Source organism: Paradesertivirga mongoliensis, assembly GCF_024436395.1.
Lineage (GTDB): Bacteria > Bacteroidota > Bacteroidia > Sphingobacteriales > Sphingobacteriaceae > Paradesertivirga > Paradesertivirga mongoliensis.
Window position 1 is genome coordinate 730,364 of the sequence record NZ_JAFMZO010000001.1, and the last position, 17,360, is coordinate 747,723.

The following is a 17,360-nucleotide window of genomic DNA, read 5'->3' on the forward strand; positions in this document are numbered from 1 at the left end:
ATAAACCACCGTGTTTGCTATTTTCCAGAATGAAGGGCGAAGAAGTAATTTCAGAATGGTTCCGAAAAAAAGAATGGCAACAATTTGCCTTTCAAAAGGATATGGAATCTGCTTTCCTGGCGGGATATTCCGGCTTACTCAACGCGCCAACCGGAAGCGGAAAAACCTTCGCATTATTTTTGCCCTTTGTGGCGGATTATATCAACATGCATCCTCAGGATTATCAGACAAGAAAAAACAATGGCTTGTTAATGCTTTGGATAACCCCCCTGCGCGCATTAACCAACGATATCCGTAAGGCGATGCAAAGCGTGGTCGATGACATGCAACTCCCCTGGACGGTAGCCGCCCGAACAGGCGACACCTCTGCCAAAGAAAAGGAAGCGATAAAAAGGAGGCTTCCTGAGGTGCTGTTAACTACTCCCGAAAGCCTTCATATCATGCTGGCACAAAAGGATTATCCCCGGATCTTTGAAAACCTTCAGGTGGTTGTAGCTGATGAGTGGCACGAATTGTTAGGGACTAAGCGCGGTGTGCAGCTTGAACTCGGCTTGTCGAAATTGAAGTTCTTAAACCGCTCTTCCCAACAGGGCGGTGCAGAAGGTGTCAAACCACCGCTCAGAATCTGGGGGATTAGTGCTACCATTGGAAACCTCGAACAGGCCGCTCAAGTACTTCTGGGGAATGATGTTCGCAATGATAATGTGAAACTTATCAGGGCCCAACTTGATAAGAAAATAGAGATTCAATCAATAATTCCCGAAAATATAGAAGAATTTTCCTGGGCCGGGCACCTGGGAATCAAGCTGCTTCCGCAGGTGATGGAAATTGTGGCCAGAAGTAAAACTACGCTCATTTTTACCAATACCCGCTCCCAAACCGAAATCTGGTACCAGAATATCCTCGAAAAGTATCCTGAATATGCGGGTATCATGGCTATGCATCATGGTTCACTGGATAACGAGTTGCGTGGCTGGGTAGAGAATGCGTTGCACGCCGAAATGCTCAAGGTGGTGGTATGCACCTCGAGTCTTGATCTGGGAGTAGATTTCCGTCCGGTGGATACGGTAATCCAGGTGGGCAGTCCAAAAGGTGTTGCAAGGTTTATGCAGCGGGCTGGCCGAAGCGGTCACCACCCTGGAGCTGTGTCGCGCGCATGGTTTGTACCCACGCATTCGCTGGAACTGCTCGAGGGCGCAGCCATAAAACAGGCAATTATCGAAGAGGTGTTTGAAAGTCGCGACCCCGTACTACTTGCCATGGATGTCCTAACCCAATATCTTGTTACCCTGGCGGTGTCTAACGGATTTCGCCCACAGGAAGTATTTAAAGAAATTAAAACCACCTATGCCTTCGCCGATCTGAGTGAAAAGGAGTTTCAGCAAACCCTCGACTTTATCACTAAAGGTGGAAAAACGCTCTCTGCTTACGATGAATATTTAAAAGTTGAGGTAGAAGACGGACTCTTTAAGGTGAACAGCCGGAGGGTAGCCATGCGCCATCGCTTAACGATGGGAACCATTGTGGGGGATGTAAGTATGCGCATCAAGTTTTTATCTGGCGGTTACCTGGGATCGATCGAGGAAGACTTTATCGCCCGATTGAAGATTGGTGATGCTTTCTGGTTTGCCGGCCGTAGCCTGGAACTGGTAAAAGTAAAGGATATGACCGCCTTTGTGAAGAAATCGCCCAAGCGAAATGGCCGGATCCCAAGCTGGATGGGAGGCCGCATACCCTTGTCATCTCAACTATCCGCAATGTTTAGGAAGAAGCTGGATGAGGTAGCCCACCATAAGGAAAAGGATGTTGAAGTAAAAACGCTTCGTCCTTTATTTGAAATGCAGGCTGCTTTATCTCATCTTCCCAAAAAAGAAGAGTTTTTAATTGAGCGTTTTGATTCACGCGACGGATATCACCTCTTTTTTTATCCATTTGAAGGCCGGCTGGTACACGAGGGAATGGCATCCTTATTTGCCTTCCGCTTATCCAGAATCCGAAAGGCAAGTTTCTCAATCGCCATGAATGATTATGGGTTCGAGTTATTGAGTGATGAGGAAATTCCGCTTGAACAAGCGCTGCAAGCTAATTTATTTACATCAGAAAATTTGCTGGAAGACATTCAACATAGCTTGAATGCGAATGAGATGGCCCGGAGGAAGTTCAGAGATATTGCCCATATTGCGGGTTTGGTTTTTACCGGTTTTCCAGGAAGGGCGATGAAAAATCGTCATCTTCAAGCTTCAACATCGCTTCTGTTTGACGTTTTTAGCGAATACGAGCCTGATAATGTGCTGGTGCGTCAGGCTTATAACGAAGCACTTCAGTTCCAGCTGGAAGAGTTTCGATTAAGAGAAGCGCTAAAGAGGATTCAAAATCTTAAAGTAATTATAAAGCAAAGTGCAAAGCCTACTCCTTTTGCATTTCCTATAATGGTAGATCGCTTGCGCGAGAAGCTGACTACCGAGTCGCTGGAGGAACGGGTTGCAAAAATGACCCGGGGTTATACGTCGTAACTCTTTAAGGACATGAAAGTGTAGGGCATTAAATACACTAATGCATTTATATCGATGTTTTCAATCGTTTTAGGCCTTGGCAGGCGCTTTGCATTGAATGGTGTAAATACTTAAACACCTATGAATTTAAAAAGAACCTTCGGGACTATTCTAACCATACTAGGTATCGTTGGATTAATATATGCGGCAGTTGGATTTGCTCAAAATTCTGAAACGGCCAGAGAACTTATTGTTTTTGCAGTGTTAGGAGTGATTTTCTTCTTTACTGGAATCGGTCTAGTTAAAGATACCAGAGACGTTGCAAAAATGTAGTTTAGCATATCGTTAAACAAAAAAACCCGCAATTTGCGGGTTTTTTGTTGACAAGGTTATTATAATTTGTCGCGTAAGGATTGAAGCAACCGTCCGCCTTTATAATAATATCGTTTCCAGTAAGGCGCATTTAGATTACTAATCATAACCCCCCGGCTGCTGGATGCATGTGCAAATTTGTTGTCGCCCAGATATACTCCTACGTGAGAAATTGCACGGCTGTTAATTTTGAAAAATACCAGGTCTCCTTCCTGTAGCTCATCTTTGCTTACAGGGTTTACTTTGCTGAAAATGTTTCTTGAGTTGTTACCGATAACGGTGTTGAACACCTTATCGTAAAGTTGATAGGCAAATCCAGAACAGTCAATCCCGCTTTCGGAGGTGCCTCCCAATCTGTAAGGCGTACCTAACCAATCGTAAACAAATTGATAAAGTTTAACATTTGACGTTGCTGAAACCGCAACACCCATTATTTGAGAAAAATAATCTTTTGCCAGATTATCCGGATCTTCAGTAGATTTTTTTGTTTGAGCCTGGGTTGACACAGACGATAACACAACTACTATTGCTAGTAAAAATTTCTTACCCATTTTTTTTCGTTTATCAGTTAAACAACAAGACTTATAAACGCCCTCTTACATTGATGTTCTAATGCCGAGCATTGCAAAACTAACTATTTAAAACTTTTGTGCAAGTGTTTCTGTCTTATTTTCTGAACTCTTAACGGTAATCGTATAGCAGAAAGTACAAACACATAGAAATAAGATAGTTGAATTCCATACTACGGCTGTGCCAAAGTTTGGTTACAAAAAAGGATATAAAATATGATGGGCCTCAGGGCTTTAAAGGTAATTAAGCCCTTTTAGCGTATCGGAGGTGTAAAAAAATGGTTCGAATTTTTTTTCCATGCATTGGGTGCTTACGCTGATGGCGCCACAAACTACGCTACCGAAAATACTTGCTATTGCGGTATCGGCAGCATCGCGGCCACTTGCTATTTTTACCAGTCCATTTAGGGGAGTAAGTCTGGTAGCATCAAAGACGATCCATTTACCTCCGAGATAAGCTTCAAAGCAGGCATGGAAATCTGGCGGATCAAGTTGAAAAGCGTAGCCTGTGAAATACCTTGCCGGGATGGTAAGTGCCCTGCACAAAGCGATACCCAGGTGGGCAAAATCTCTGCAAACACCTGCCTGCTCAGTAACGGTGTCGTATGCCGAAGTTTGTGAATTGGTAGATCCGCTAAGGTATTCCACGTTGCGATAAATCCAATCCGTAATTTCTACCACTTTAATATAAGCGTTTTGAATATGTCCAAATTTGTTATTGGCCAGCCTGTAAAGCTTATCCGACTGGCAATACCGGCTAGGATACAAATAGGGTAGTATGTCTGCGTCCAATTCCGCGACCGCAACATCGTCCAGATATTCATGGTCTATGAATTCGATGACGTTATCTACCTCGGCGCTGTATTTAATTTTAAGAGCACACGGCTCGGGGACTTCTACCCGCACAAACCGGTTTTCTCCCTGCGCAGTGATCAGCTCAACATGTTCAAGATGCGGGGTGATAGATAATGATTCTTTGTATATAGTCTGGTGGGGTGTTTTAAGCGCATGAATATTTAAAATCAGGGTACTGGACGAAAATACCTCGTATTCCATTTGGCTTGTTACCGAAAATCTCATAGGGGCTTAATGTTTTCGATGTTTTTTACCGGAAGCTTATTAAACACAAGGTCCATCCACTCTTCAGGAATATTGACAAGGGCATTTTTTAATTCTTCTGCCCATTGAGCCGATATGTGCTGCAGATCACGTTGTTCATAGCGATGTTCGACCATGCCATAGGTGTCTTTTTTATAAAGAACAACATCGATCGGAAAATCTACGTCGTTTGCGCTCGCTCGTGTCGAGTCGAAAGATAGAAATCCGGTTTTTAGAGCCAGTTTCATGCTCGAGTCGCCGTCGAGAGTACGTTGCAAAATGGGTTTGCCATGTCCGCTGTTGCCAATAATTACAAAAGGGGCACCCTGATCGAGCTCCACCCAATTTCCTTCAGGATATAATAAAAAGAGCTTATGTTCCTCATCGTCCTTCAACTGTCCGCCAATTATGGTATTCAGGTTGAATTTAAATCCCGACTTTTCCAGGGCCGCCCGATCTTCATCCGCCACCCGGCGCACTTGTTCGCCGAAGGCATTCACCGCCTTATAAAGTTTGTTATGCTCTGCACCCTCCTCTACAAGTTCACGGAAATATAAAATTGCTTTATCGCGAACAGAGCGAAGGCCGCTGCTCATGATAAACAGTGAATAGTGATCTTTCTGTTCAATTAGGATCTTCTTTTTAATAGTTGTATCGGTGCCCGAGGTGATACGGGTATCAGAAATTGCAACCAATCCTTCTTTAACTTTTATAGCCAGGCAGTAAGTCATAGCATTTCAATTATCGAGCAGCCAAGGTAATTAATTAAAAAGTCAGTTTCAGTTACATCCTTTAAACGGTCAGCATCATGGTTTGCTTTTAAGGATATATTTTTAATATCTTTACTGTCTAACCGTATAAACTGAGTAACACATACTGCTAAAATGAAAAATAATCCGTCTGGTAAATGGAACCTTACTAAAAAATGGCCGTATAAACGGGACATGAAGAAGACTCCATATTCCCAGCTAAAGGATTATACCGAATCTCTTAATCAAAGCTCTAACACATTCCTTTCGAGAGTGGTTGTTGTATCTGTTCTTGTATTCGGTAATCTCATCGTTTGCCTCCTCTTTTTACTGATCTATCTGGTACTAAAATAAGATTTCCGAAAAGTTCCAAATCATCTTCTGTCAATCTTTCTAACCATTTCATTCTAAATTAATTATCCTTTCTTGAGTGTTGCAAAACCAGGCGCTTTTGCAATTGTTCTTAATACTATACATTTCGGTGTCTGAATTTTCCGAAAGTGAGTAGTTTATTGCTCATTTCGTGTTAAAACCCTATTTTTTTTAAAAATATCTTAAAAAAAATAAACAAAGCTTATTAAAGCATGTATTAATAAGTACTTAATGAAAACATGCAAACGAGATACCTCTACCTACTAAGGTTCATTCTAGGATTGAGTGACCTGATACTAATTAACATCTGCTTTTTTGTCGGCTTTCATTTAGCCGACAAGTTTGGAAATGGTGTAGATGAAAGTATTTACCGACAGAACATTTTAACCTGTAACCTGATCTGGTTTGTAAGCACGAGTATGTTCAGGTTATACGGGCAGTACACCATTTATAAGCTCGAATTAATTTACCGGGCAACCTGGCGGAGTATTGCTGTACATGCATTTTTATTCCTTACCTACCTGTTTTTTACTAATCATATCGATTTCCCAAGGCAGTTTTTGGTGGGGTTCTACAGCTTGGTAACACTTGGTTTCATTTTAAGCAGGTTTACAGGCACATATCTTCAGGAGATGCTGATGCAAAACTTCGATATCAGAAAAGCAGTGGCAGTACTGGGTATGAACCCTGGCGGTTTAAAGCTTGCGGCCTATCTGGAACAGCAAAGCAGCGTAAACTTTGTTGGTTTTCTGGGCGACGAAGGATTTTATGTTGACCCAAACGGGCAACTATTACCCGCCGCGTCAGAACAATTGAAAAATGCAGCTAACGCCGGTGTAAAGGAGGTTTTCGTATCGCTCACTCCCGACAGAATGGAAGATATTCCACATCTTTTAAAAGAGGGGGAGAAGCAGTGCGTACGACTAAAATTTGTGCCAGATCTTACTTCCGGTTCTGCTTCCTTTAGAATCGATCATATGGGCGGGTTTCCGGTGCTGTGCGTGCGCAAAGAACCTCTTGAGGATATCGAAAACAGGTTTAAGAAGCGCTTTTTAGATGTCGTGTTCAGCCTGTGTGTAATAGTGTTTGTATTTAGCTGGCTGTATCCGATACTGGCCATACTGATCAAGCTGCAAAGCCCGGGTCCGGTTCTGTTTAAGCAGCTAAGAAGCGGACGCGACAACAAGCCTTTCTGGTGTTATAAATTCAGAAGTATGCGGATGAATAGCGCCAGTGATAAAAAGCAGGCTACAAAAAATGACGACAGAATAACCTCGATCGGCAGATTTATGCGCCGTACCAGTCTTGACGAACTTCCACAGTTTTTTAATGTGTTACTGGGGCATATGAGTGTGATCGGTCCGCGGCCGCATATGCTAAGTCATACCGAGCAATATCGTGCCCTTATCGATAAATATATGGTCCGTCAGTTCTTAAAACCAGGGATAAGCGGATGGGCGCAAGTAAACGGGTTCAGAGGAGAAACAAAAGAGCAGTGGTTAATGGAAAAACGTGTTGAGCACGATATATGGTACATGGAAAATTGGTCAGCGATGCTTGATATCCGGATCATTTTCATGACTGTTATCAACATTTTTCGTGGGGAAGAAAACGCTTACTAGAGGATGGGTGAGGTGTTTAGGTTTAGTTAACAAACTTTATTTCAACGATTGTGTTCCATATCAACATTCAATTCATAATTAACTTAAAGAAATTCATATGAAAATTCATTCTACAAAAAAAGCTTTTGTGAACAAAAGCCTCCTAGCAATCACCTTATTATTTGTATTGTCATCCTGCAGGTCTTACAGAGAGATCCCTTATTTCCAGGAAGTGAACCGAAATACTGTGTCTCAGGAAGATATTACTAATTATTCGCCGCTAACTATCCAGCCCGACGACATAATTGGTATCAATGTATTGAGCCTAAATGCGGATGCGTCTGCGGCATTTAACTACAATGCAACGAACAATCCTAACATCGGATATGTGGTAAACCAAAGAGGCGAAATCAAACTTCCGCTGGTTGGTAACATGAAGGTATCAGGACTTACTACCGACGAGCTGCGTACCCAGCTTCAGCGCACCCTGCTTACCTATTTAAGAGAACCGACGGTAAACGTTCGAATACTCAACTTTAAGGTATCGGTTTTTGGAGACGTGTTACGCCCGGATGTGTACTCGGTTGCCAATGGTGAGCGGTTAACTCTTCCTGAAGCTTTAGCTATGGCAGGAGATTTGAACATTACTGGATTGCGCGAAGTATTGCTGATCAGAGAGCGAAACGGAAAAAGGGAATACGTTCCACTTGATTTGAAATCAAAAAACATATTCAATTCCCCTTATTATTATTTGAAAAACAATGATATGATTTACGTACAGCCGCATAAAACCAAACTTGCTATTGTTGAAAACAGTAAGTTTAGTGTAGGCCTTACAGTTCTGTCTATCCTTGGTTTTGCACTAACACAAGCTTTAATACGATAATGTTAACTATGAACGCACCGCATTCAGAGACCTATCCGGTATTTGAGAATGAAAGTTCCTCCAGCTTTAGAGAAACTCTAGATAAGTATTTATTTCACTGGCCATTATTTGCCATTGGCTTGGCCTTCACCCTTTTATGCGCTTTCATCTACCTGAGAACGAGCGATCCCGTTTTCGAAGCGAGAGCAACGTTGCTAATACAGGATGAAAAGAAAACAAGCCAGGAAGAAGAGGCCTTGAAAGAGATCGATGCTACCAGCACCTCAAAGCTGGCGGAGAACGAAGTTGAGATTTTAAAATCCAGGCAGCTGATAAATCTGGTTATTAAAGATTTACAACTTGCAACAGTATACACCAAGAAGAGAAGGGTTACTGATGAAGACTTATATGGAAAAACTCCTGTGAGGTTAACACTAATAAGATCATCGGGCGACTTGCACGGACAGGTTCTTAAAGTTGTTATTAAGGATAAAAATTTCTTCTACCTTAAAAACTCTGACGGCAAACTTAAAGCGTTCAGGTATAACAAGGCTTATAAAAGCAGCTTTGGAGTATGGAAGCTGGCGCCGACCGATTTAATAGGTGATTTTAAGGATTCTGAAATAAAGATCACATTAAATAATCCGGAAGACAAGGCAACTGAAATCCAGGGAGAATTAAATGCTTCTTTACTAAATAAGCAAGCCCCGGCAGTTAGTTTAACGATTACCGATCCCGTGGCTCAGCGTGGAAAAGACATCTTAAACCACTTAATTACTCATTACAACCAGGCTTCTCTTTCTGAAAAGAACCGGATTACACAAACCACTCTCAGCTTTATTGACGACAGGCTTGATTCTTTAGCTAAAGAATTAAATGCGGCTGAAAGAGAAGTGGAAGGTTTTAGAAGTAGCCGGGGGCTTACTGATATCTCTTCTCAGTCACAGGTTTATCTTGAAAATGTTCAGAGCAATGATAATAAACTGAATGAAGTTAATGTCCAGCTTAATGTTGTGCAAGGGATAGAGCGATATGTTAATTCATCCAGAAACTCTAATAATGTCCCTTCCACATTGGGTATCGAAGACCCTGCTCTAAACAGCGCCATCGGGCAATTAGCAGAACTGCAACTTAAAAAGCAGGAATTGCTGGCCACTACTCCTGAAGGAAGCCCTTTGTTTGAACCGCTAAACAGACAGATTCAGACGACTAAGAGCGCAATCCGCGAAAGCGTACGAAATATAAAATCGTCCTTACAAACTGCTCGGGGGCAGCTTCAATCGTTTAACTCACAATTTGAGTCATCGATAAGAAGCGTTCCGGGACAGGAGAGACAATATGTTGGCATGAAGCGCCAGCAGGGAGTTAAGGAAGGATTATATATTTATTTGCTTCAAAAACGTGAAGAAATATCGTTGAGCTATGCTTCGACCTTAGCCGACGCGCGTGTTGTAGATGATGCTTATATAGGAATGGTAAAACATCCCAAAGCGCCTATGATATACGGTATGGCCTTTTTATTAGGTCTGGTATTACCTGCGTCGTTTATGTACGGCCGGGATAAAATTCATAACCGCATTACCAACCGTAAGGAAATTGAAGAGGTTATCGGAAATCCCATCCTAGGCGAGTTGTCTTATGAGAAAACCAGATCTCCTATCGTTGCTTTGGATAAAAGCAATTTTGTGATCGGAGAAGAGTTTCGAACCCTTCGTACCAATCTGCATTTTCTTCATGAGAAAAAGCAAAGTGGGCGCGTAACTCTATTCACGTCGAGCATTGCGGGCGAAGGAAAGAGTTTCGTGAGTAGCAATCTGGCGCTTACTTTGGCTGCATCGTCAAGGAAAACCATCCTGCTTGAACTGGATTTACGCAAACCGAAAGTATCACAAATGTTTAAGCTTCCGCATGCACATCCGGGTATAAGCAATTACCTCAACGGCGGATCCTCTATCGAGGATATCATTCAGCCATCGGGAGTTCACCCTAACCTGGATATTATTGGCAGCGGTCCGTTTCCATCTAATCCGTCGGAGTTGCTTGAACAGCCTGAAGTGGATATTCTTTTCGCCTGGTTGCGCGCAAATTACGACGACGTGATTGTGGATACTCCGCCGGTAAACTTAGTAACGGATGCGATGATTTTGTCTCGGGTAACCGACGTTACACTTTATATCGTACAGCAAGCTTATACGTATAAATCGTTATTGCCTTTTATTAAGAAACTATTTACAGACCAACATTTCCCTAAGATGAAAGTTGTTTTCAATGGTATTGAAAAAGGCAGATATGGGTATGGTAAAAGCTATGGAAATAATTATTATCAAACTGAAGATATAAAGAGTCGGAATTTCATCTTTAAAGATTTCGCTAAGCGGTTTTAACAGATCTCATCCAATATTTGTAAAGCTTTAACACATTATCACTCAAGGGTGATGATGTGTTTTTGAATCCTGCAGTTTCAAAATAAACTTCCGCAGGCGATTCAGTTTTTCTGAATTTTTTTAATTCAATCTATTACTTGATAAATGCACTATTCAAATGATATAATCGCCCAGCCTCTTCCAATCAGGCAGAAAGTCCATTCTGCTCAGGCCGGAGACTTAAGTGCTTTAAGCGAGCTGAAAAAAATAGCTATATCATGTCTATATGCTCAGTTTGGTGCATCATTTATTTATTTCTTTTCGTCGCTTTTTTTTCCCGATTCACATACCATGGCGGTCACCTGTGGCGTCCTGGCTATTTTCATTTCACTGACACCGCTGTTTTATGCAATCTCGAAAAAGCGATTTCAAACCCTTTTTAGCTGTATCAGTGTTTTCAACATTGCCCCAATTTGGTTTCTTTACTTAGAGGCGGTGTTGCCAGGATACGATGCCTTTGTTTACACGCCACCTGTATACAGAATGGAGGTGTTTTTCTGGGTTTCGGTATTCCTGATTTTTGCAAACCTATTTTATCTGTTTTTTTGGAAGACAGGAAGTAAACTCTCCATAAGAGCATTTTCATTTTTGGGCCAGCTTAAATTCAGCGCTTCATTGTATGGATGGCTAACGATTCTGGCATTTGTGATACCTCTTAGTGGGTTTTATTACTATTATGGTTCTGCCGAAAAACTATGGATTTGGTTGACGGCAGGCCGGTCTGAAGCGGGGCAAGAGCTGATTTCTGCATCTGTGGGCGGTTCTGGAGCCTTCTTGAATCCGCTTAATTATTTGCTGATGCTCGTCCCGATGTTTGGTGCGATAGCCTTCGTTGCGGCCAGAAAGCGCAATCGTGTGATGCCCGTATTAGCTCTTATACTTTCGTTTACGGTGATCTTCATTTTCTTTCTAAGTGGATCAAGGGGGATTATGATGTTTGTGGCAGCCCCGGTACTTTTCTTTGCCTTTTACTATAACTGGCATAAGGGTCTTGCTTTCTGGATTCCTGCCATTCTATCGCTTTTTATGCTTATCGGGGTAATGGAGTTCCAGGTTAGGTTCCGTGGAAATTTATTGCAGGTGATGGCCGATCCTGAGAAAGCTGCCAGAGAAAATGATCTGAAGTCTGTGACGACTTTCGACCCATCCGAATCTCATCGGGATAACAATACATACCTTCTTGGTTTGCTCGTCAAGGGTTATCCTGATAAGTATAAGTTTCAGGGGTTTGATGGTCTCCTGGCTATTTTGGTGAACCCCATCCCGCGAGCAATCTGGCCAGACAAACCGGTATTAGCCGGAGCTAAGGATCAACAATCACAGTTTATACTTGACGGCCCTCTTTTTATGGGTACTACCAGTTTGACTTATTCGGTTGTAGGCGAGGCGTATAGAGCTAAGGGCATCTGGGGTCTGTTGGTTTACGGTATTATGTACGCCTTTTTCCTGCTCTTTTTTGATGGGGTGGTTTATTACACCCGAAACAGAGAACCCCTGGCGGCCGGTATGTTGGGCGTAGGCGTTTTTCTGTCGTTTTGGGGATTTAGGTCATTCTTTGCCCTGATGTCATTTCTGTATCCTGTTATTATGGTGATCCTGATTTTGCGTTTTGCAAGGATGTTAAAAATGTTTTAAACTTTAAGTGCGGCTGCAATGAGTGAGTATCTGAAACATCAATTAGTGAAGATTTAAAATGGAAGCTACAAAGCATTTAATTGGCATGCCCTCTTCTTTTGCTCTTCCTGTAAACCGGAAAAGATCTGGCGGTGTTTTAGATTTGCAGGAACTAAAAAAACTTTCCAAATCTTGCCTGCTGGCCCAATTTTGTGCATCTTATGTTCACTTTTTCTCATCGTTGCTTTTCCCTGGATCGCATAGCCTGGCCGTTACCTGTGGTGTTCTTGCAATTCTCATATCTTTAACTCCCGTTTTTTACGCGTGGTCAAAAGGTCGTTTCCAGATACTTTTTAGTTGCATCAGCGTTTTCAATCTTGCGCCTATCTGGTTTCTATATTTAGAAGCAGTATTGCCCGGATACGATGCCTTTGTGTATACTAAGCCCGTATACAGAATGGAGGCGTTTTTTTGGGTTTCTGTGTTTATGATTTTCATAAACTTTTTCTACCTGGTGCTTTGGAAGCACATGACCAAAATTTCTATTAAGTCGTTTTCCTTTTTGCAGGACATCAAGTTGAAACCGCCGGTGTATGCATGGCTTACCATCTTGGCATTCGCCATACCCATGCTTGGATATTATTTCTATTATGGTTCTGGAGAAAAGCTCTGGATATGGCTAACTGCAGGTCGCTCTGAAAAGGGAGAGGAATTAACTGCTGCAGCCGTAGGAGGTATAGGTGCATTTACCGAGCCACTAAAATGGGTAATGCAATTAACACCGATGTTTGGGGCCATTGCTTTTGTATCCTTTAGAAATAAGAAACATTATCTACCTGTAATATCGCTTATACTTTCTGTCCTGGTGGTTTTTATATTTTTTCTGAAGGGCTCCAGAGGAACGATGATGTTTGTTGCTGCGCCGCTTCTTTTTTTCCTGTTCTATTATAATTGGCACAAAGGCATAAAGTTTTGGATAACAGCGGGTTTGATGCTGTTTATGATTATCGGGATAATGGAGTTTCAGGTTAGGTTCAGAGGAAATCTTCTGGACGTAATTGCCAATCCCGAACAAGCAGCAAGAGAACACGACCTGCAGTCGGTAACAACTTTCGACCCTTCTAAATCGCATCGCGACAATAACACATACCTCTTTTGTCTCATGTTAAAAGGTTATCCTGATAAGTATGAGTTCATCGGATTCAATGATTTGCTTGCCACTCTTGTTAACCCAATTCCACGGGCGATATGGCCCGGAAAACCTGTTCTCGGGGGATCGCAGGACCTGGACCACCAGGCACAATTTATTTTGGATGGTCCGCTTACTATGGGAACTACCAGTCTCACGTTTTCGGTTGTGGGCGAGGCCTACATGGCCAAGGGGTTCTTTGGATTAATGGTATACGCCCTGTTATTGAGTCTGTTTATGCTCTTTTTTGATGGAATTGCATACTATACTGCTGGCAGGGGACCTCTCGCAGCAGGAATGCTTGGGGTTGGGGTGTTCCTTTCTTTCTGGGGCTTTCGCTCCTTGTTTGCCCTAATATCCTTCTTATACCCCATTGTGTTTCTTATAGTGGCGATCCGCATGTTCCGAATGTTAAAAAAAGTACTCTAGTAATGAAAATCACTTATACCGCACCAAACAGATCGCATCACTATCCTTATGCCGAAGCGTTGCATCGCGCAGGCCACCTATTTAAGCTCGTTTCAGGATTTAGCAGATTCAGCCCCAGAGCAGGTTTACCTTCGGTTGGAGATAAGATCACAAGACATGATCTGATAAAGAACATTCATCTCGCCTGCCTGAAGTTTAAGGTTCCTTTTCCTCTTACGTCATTTATCGATAAGCTATCTGCTTTAGAACTGGATTATGCTTCATATAAATGGGCAAATCAGTCTGATGCTTTTATCTATTACCGTACCGACGGATACAAAACTACACAACGGTTGCGTAAAGAAGGATCCTCAACGCTATGCGTGATGGAAGAAGTAAACAGCCACGTTGAATTTGCGAATGAGATTTTAGAAGAGGAGTATAAAAGTTTAGGATTGAAGGGCCGGTATTATAAAGAGTCGGATTACGACCTGCGTCTAAAAACGTATGAAATTTCCGACTGCATTTTATGTCCCTCCGAGTTTGTAAGAAGTTCCTTTATCACAAAGGGGTTTTCGCCAGAGCGGCTTCTGAAGGTTAACTTCGGTTTTCCGGCCATTGAAATAGCCGATCAGGTTAAGCCGGTAAATGAAACATTCAGGGTACTGTATGTTGGCCAGATTCATTATAGAAAAGGCTTACGTTATGCCTTAGAAGCATTCAAAAAATTAAAACATCCTAAAAAGGAATTCATAATAGTTGGCCCAAGCACGCTTGTAACAGGTTTAGAAAACATTACAGTGCCCGATGGTGTTACTTTTACAGGTTCCTTAAAAGGCGAAGATCTTAAAGATCAATATCGAAATGCTAGTGTATTCATTCTCCCAAGCCTGGAAGAAGGCCTGGCATTAGTACAAGGCGAAGCACTGGCTTTTGGCTTACCTGTGCTGATCACAACAAACACAGGCGGAGCAGACTTTATAGAGAATGGAAGGGAAGGGTTTATAGTTGCTCCCGGCAAAACAGAACCTCTGGCCGAGTGTCTTCAACAAATGGCCGATGACAAATTGCTTTTGCAAGAAATGTCAGCAGCTGCTTTACATACCGCTAAAACTTTAGGGAGTTGGGATATCGCTGTAGAAAAGCTGATTGCACAACTAAAAGTGTTGACAGACGGTGAAAATAAGACTGAAATCAAAGAATTATTAATTTGAAGAAATAAATACCCGGAGACTTTGGAAAACAAAAAATTACTCCTTTTATGGGCACCTCTTGCCGATTATTCGGTAGCTTGTTTAAGGCAATTAGCTACCACGAAAGACGTTGATTTGCATATCATCTATCAAGGCGGCGAAAAGGACGCACCTTACGATCAGTTTGACCTGTCGTTCTGCAAAACGGCAGTGCCTTATTCAAAAGAAAAAGAAGCAGAACTATTCAGTTTTTGCAGCTCTCTGTCGCCCGACGTAATCATTATGTCGTCATGGAACTATGTTTTTTACATGTCGGTATCAAAAGCTTGCCGCAAAGCGGGCACTTATGTAGTTTCTACTTTTGACGGCCAATGGGCAGAAACATTAAAACAACGCTTAGGAATATTGTCTTCTCCGTTTTTCCTGAAACCTTGTATCGATAATTTTTTTGTTCCCGGTGACCGGCAAGCCAACTTTGCCCGGAAACTTGGATACAAGAATCCATTTATGGGTTATTATAGCGCCAATACCGAACGCTTCAAAGAACTTCCCGCTAAGCCCCGCAATAATAAGTTCGTTTTTGTCGGGAGGCTTGTTCCTGTTAAAGGCATTCAATTTCTGATGAGTGCTTATGAAAAATACCGTAAATCGGTTAAAAATCCATGGGACCTTATGATTTGCGGAAAAGGTGAATTACAACACCTCTGCGAAAATCGCAAAGGAGTGGAAATACATGGCTTTACCCAGCCATCAGAATTGCCTCAGCGTTTAGCGGAGGCCCGTTGCTTAATTCTGCCGAGCATATTCGAGCCTTGGGGCCTGGTAGTTCATGAAGCCGCTTTGGCAGGGCTGGCAATCATCTCATCCTATGCTTCCGGCGCTTCAACTTTTTATGTGCGGGATGGTCAAAACGGATACATAATTAATCCGGATGAAGAATCATTATTGCGCGCCATGATTTTAATGTCGGAGGCCGGAGAAGAGAAGCTCGATGAGATGTCGTCAATAAGCAGAGAGCTGGGCTTGCTTTGGACCACCGAAAAATGGGCCGACTATGTTTACCGATATATCTGCTTAAGAGAAAATCAATTACAGGCCGCAGTATAATGCGGGTCTTGCTATCTACTATTAACTATATCCATTAAGATGAAAGTACTGATCCTCGGAAGCACAAATTCCAGAAATGCGGGCGGTGTTTTTAACAGCGTAAGAATGCTCGGGCACAGTCTTAATGCTTTGAATGAAGCCGAGATCAATTTCCTGATGCACGACGATGAATACTCGGCCGAAGACAGGAAATATTACGCGCCGATGAACCTTTATAACTACACCATTAAGGGCCCAAGAAACCTCGCGTTCTCTACCGATATGTACCACCAGCTCAGTACTATAAAACCGGATGTGATACATACGCAGGGAATCTGGATGTACTTTTCATGTATAAATAAAAGATATCATTCAAGAACCAAAACTCCGTACGTGGTAACACCGCACGGCATGCTGGATCCTTGGCAGCTTAAGCAATCGTTCTCAAAAGATCTGAAAAAGAAAGTGGTACTGTACTTATATGAACAGAAGCACTTGCAACAGGCTTCGTGCATCCAGGCGCTTTGCAAATCTGAGTACGAATCCATCAGAGCCTTCGGTTTAAAAAATCCGGTTGCAATCATCCCTAACGGCATTGATCTTCCGCTGCTTACTCAACGGACTCCAGATCATAATCCACCGCGTAGGTGGGAATCTGCTGAAAAACGTAAAACTTTATTATTCTTAAGCAGGATTCATCATAAAAAAGGCCTCGATAATTTATTAAAAGCCTGGGCGCTTACCAAACCAGAGCAGCATAGCTGGCAGTTGGTCATAGCGGGAGAGACGAAGGATACAGAATATATGCAATCCCTGGTTGATGCCGCTTCCAAACTAAATATCTCAGACACAGTCAAATTTATCGGTGGTCAGTTCGGCGCTGATAAAGAAACATGTTTTATCGATGCCGACGGGTTTATTTTGCCTTCCTTTAGTGAAGGGCTACCCATGGCTATACTCGAAGCCTGGGCCTACAAATTACCTGTAGTGATGACTCCCTTTTGCAATATTCCCGAAGGTTTTGAGAAAGAAGCCGCGGTACAGATAGAACCGAACCCTGAGAGTATTTGCGCCGGAATTAAACACCTTATTTTGTTACCTGACAGTAAAAGACTCAGAATGGGTGAAAACGGCTACGCGCTGGTAAAAGAGAAGTTTACCTGGGAGCAGGTTTCTGCATCGACTATGCAATTATATAAATGGTTAACCGGCAAAGGCAGCAAACCTGATTTTGTTATTTCAGATTGAGTGATGCTCATCTGAAAAGAGTTTAAACTATGGAAAGCTCTCACTGTTAAGAATTTAAAGTTTAACTGTTGCAAAAATCAT

14 protein-coding genes are annotated in these 17,360 nt (G+C 42.4%); 11 read left to right on the forward strand and 3 right to left on the reverse strand.

The window, feature by feature from the left end:
* Positions 1-29: 29 nt before the first annotated feature.
* Complete coding sequence (locus tag J3P43_RS02850; protein ID WP_255898795.1) at positions 30-2,513, forward strand: ligase-associated DNA damage response DEXH box helicase; 2,484 nt, start codon at positions 30-32, stop codon at positions 2,511-2,513.
* A gap of 120 nt (positions 2,514-2,633) precedes the next feature.
* Positions 2,634-2,825, forward strand: a complete 192-nt coding sequence (locus J3P43_RS02855; protein ID WP_255898797.1) for a hypothetical protein — start codon at positions 2,634-2,636, stop codon at positions 2,823-2,825.
* A gap of 59 nt (positions 2,826-2,884) precedes the next feature.
* On the opposite strand, the gene J3P43_RS02860 is transcribed toward J3P43_RS02855, so the two are convergent.
* From J3P43_RS02860 to J3P43_RS02870, 3 genes are all read right to left on the reverse strand, one after another.
* Positions 2,885-3,415, reverse strand: a complete 531-nt coding sequence (locus tag J3P43_RS02860) for a C40 family peptidase (protein ID WP_305121706.1) — start codon at positions 3,413-3,415, stop codon at positions 2,885-2,887.
* 252 nt (positions 3,416-3,667) lie between these two features.
* Positions 3,668-4,513 (reverse strand): transglutaminase-like domain-containing protein, encoded by an 846-nt coding sequence (locus tag J3P43_RS02865; protein WP_255898800.1) that lies wholly within the window; start codon positions 4,511-4,513, stop codon positions 3,668-3,670.
* On the reverse strand, positions 4,510-5,262 hold the full coding sequence (locus J3P43_RS02870; protein ID WP_255898802.1) for a proteasome-type protease: 753 nt from the start codon (positions 5,260-5,262) through the stop codon (positions 4,510-4,512). Before J3P43_RS02870 ends, J3P43_RS02865 begins: the two co-directional genes overlap by 4 nt.
* Positions 5,263-5,415: 153 nt before the next feature.
* On the opposite strand from J3P43_RS02870, the gene J3P43_RS02875 reads away from it, so the two are divergent.
* From J3P43_RS02875 to J3P43_RS02915, 9 genes are all read left to right on the forward strand, one after another.
* The gene (locus tag J3P43_RS02875; protein ID WP_255898805.1) at positions 5,416-5,634 is read left to right on the forward strand and encodes a hypothetical protein; all 219 of its coding nucleotides are present in this window, start codon (positions 5,416-5,418) and stop codon (positions 5,632-5,634) included.
* A gap of 257 nt (positions 5,635-5,891) precedes the next feature.
* Positions 5,892-7,274: an undecaprenyl-phosphate glucose phosphotransferase gene (locus J3P43_RS02880; RefSeq protein ID WP_255898807.1), complete on the forward strand. Its 1,383-nt coding sequence runs from the start codon at positions 5,892-5,894 to the stop codon at positions 7,272-7,274.
* Positions 7,275-7,371: 97 nt separating this feature from the next.
* Complete coding sequence (locus tag J3P43_RS02885; protein ID WP_255898809.1) at positions 7,372-8,139, forward strand: polysaccharide biosynthesis/export family protein; 768 nt, start codon at positions 7,372-7,374, stop codon at positions 8,137-8,139.
* A gap of 8 nt (positions 8,140-8,147) precedes the next feature.
* Complete coding sequence (locus J3P43_RS02890) at positions 8,148-10,502, forward strand: GumC family protein (RefSeq protein ID WP_255898812.1); 2,355 nt, start codon at positions 8,148-8,150, stop codon at positions 10,500-10,502.
* Between the two features lie 144 nt (positions 10,503-10,646).
* The gene (locus J3P43_RS02895; protein WP_255898814.1) at positions 10,647-12,176 is read left to right on the forward strand and encodes an O-antigen ligase family protein; all 1,530 of its coding nucleotides are present in this window, start codon (positions 10,647-10,649) and stop codon (positions 12,174-12,176) included.
* A gap of 58 nt (positions 12,177-12,234) precedes the next feature.
* Positions 12,235-13,773, forward strand: coding sequence for a hypothetical protein (locus tag J3P43_RS02900; protein ID WP_255898816.1), 1,539 nt, complete (start codon positions 12,235-12,237; stop codon positions 13,771-13,773).
* A gap of 2 nt (positions 13,774-13,775) precedes the next feature.
* A complete protein-coding gene (locus J3P43_RS02905; RefSeq protein WP_255898818.1) occupies positions 13,776-14,966 on the forward strand; it encodes a glycosyltransferase family 4 protein in 1,191 nt (396 codons plus the stop codon).
* A gap of 21 nt (positions 14,967-14,987) precedes the next feature.
* A complete protein-coding gene (locus tag J3P43_RS02910) occupies positions 14,988-16,052 on the forward strand; it encodes a glycosyltransferase family 4 protein (protein ID WP_255898821.1) in 1,065 nt (354 codons plus the stop codon).
* Positions 16,053-16,091: 39 nt separating this feature from the next.
* Positions 16,092-17,279, forward strand: coding sequence for a glycosyltransferase (locus tag J3P43_RS02915; protein WP_255898823.1), 1,188 nt, complete (start codon positions 16,092-16,094; stop codon positions 17,277-17,279).
* Positions 17,280-17,360 lie beyond the last annotated feature (81 nt).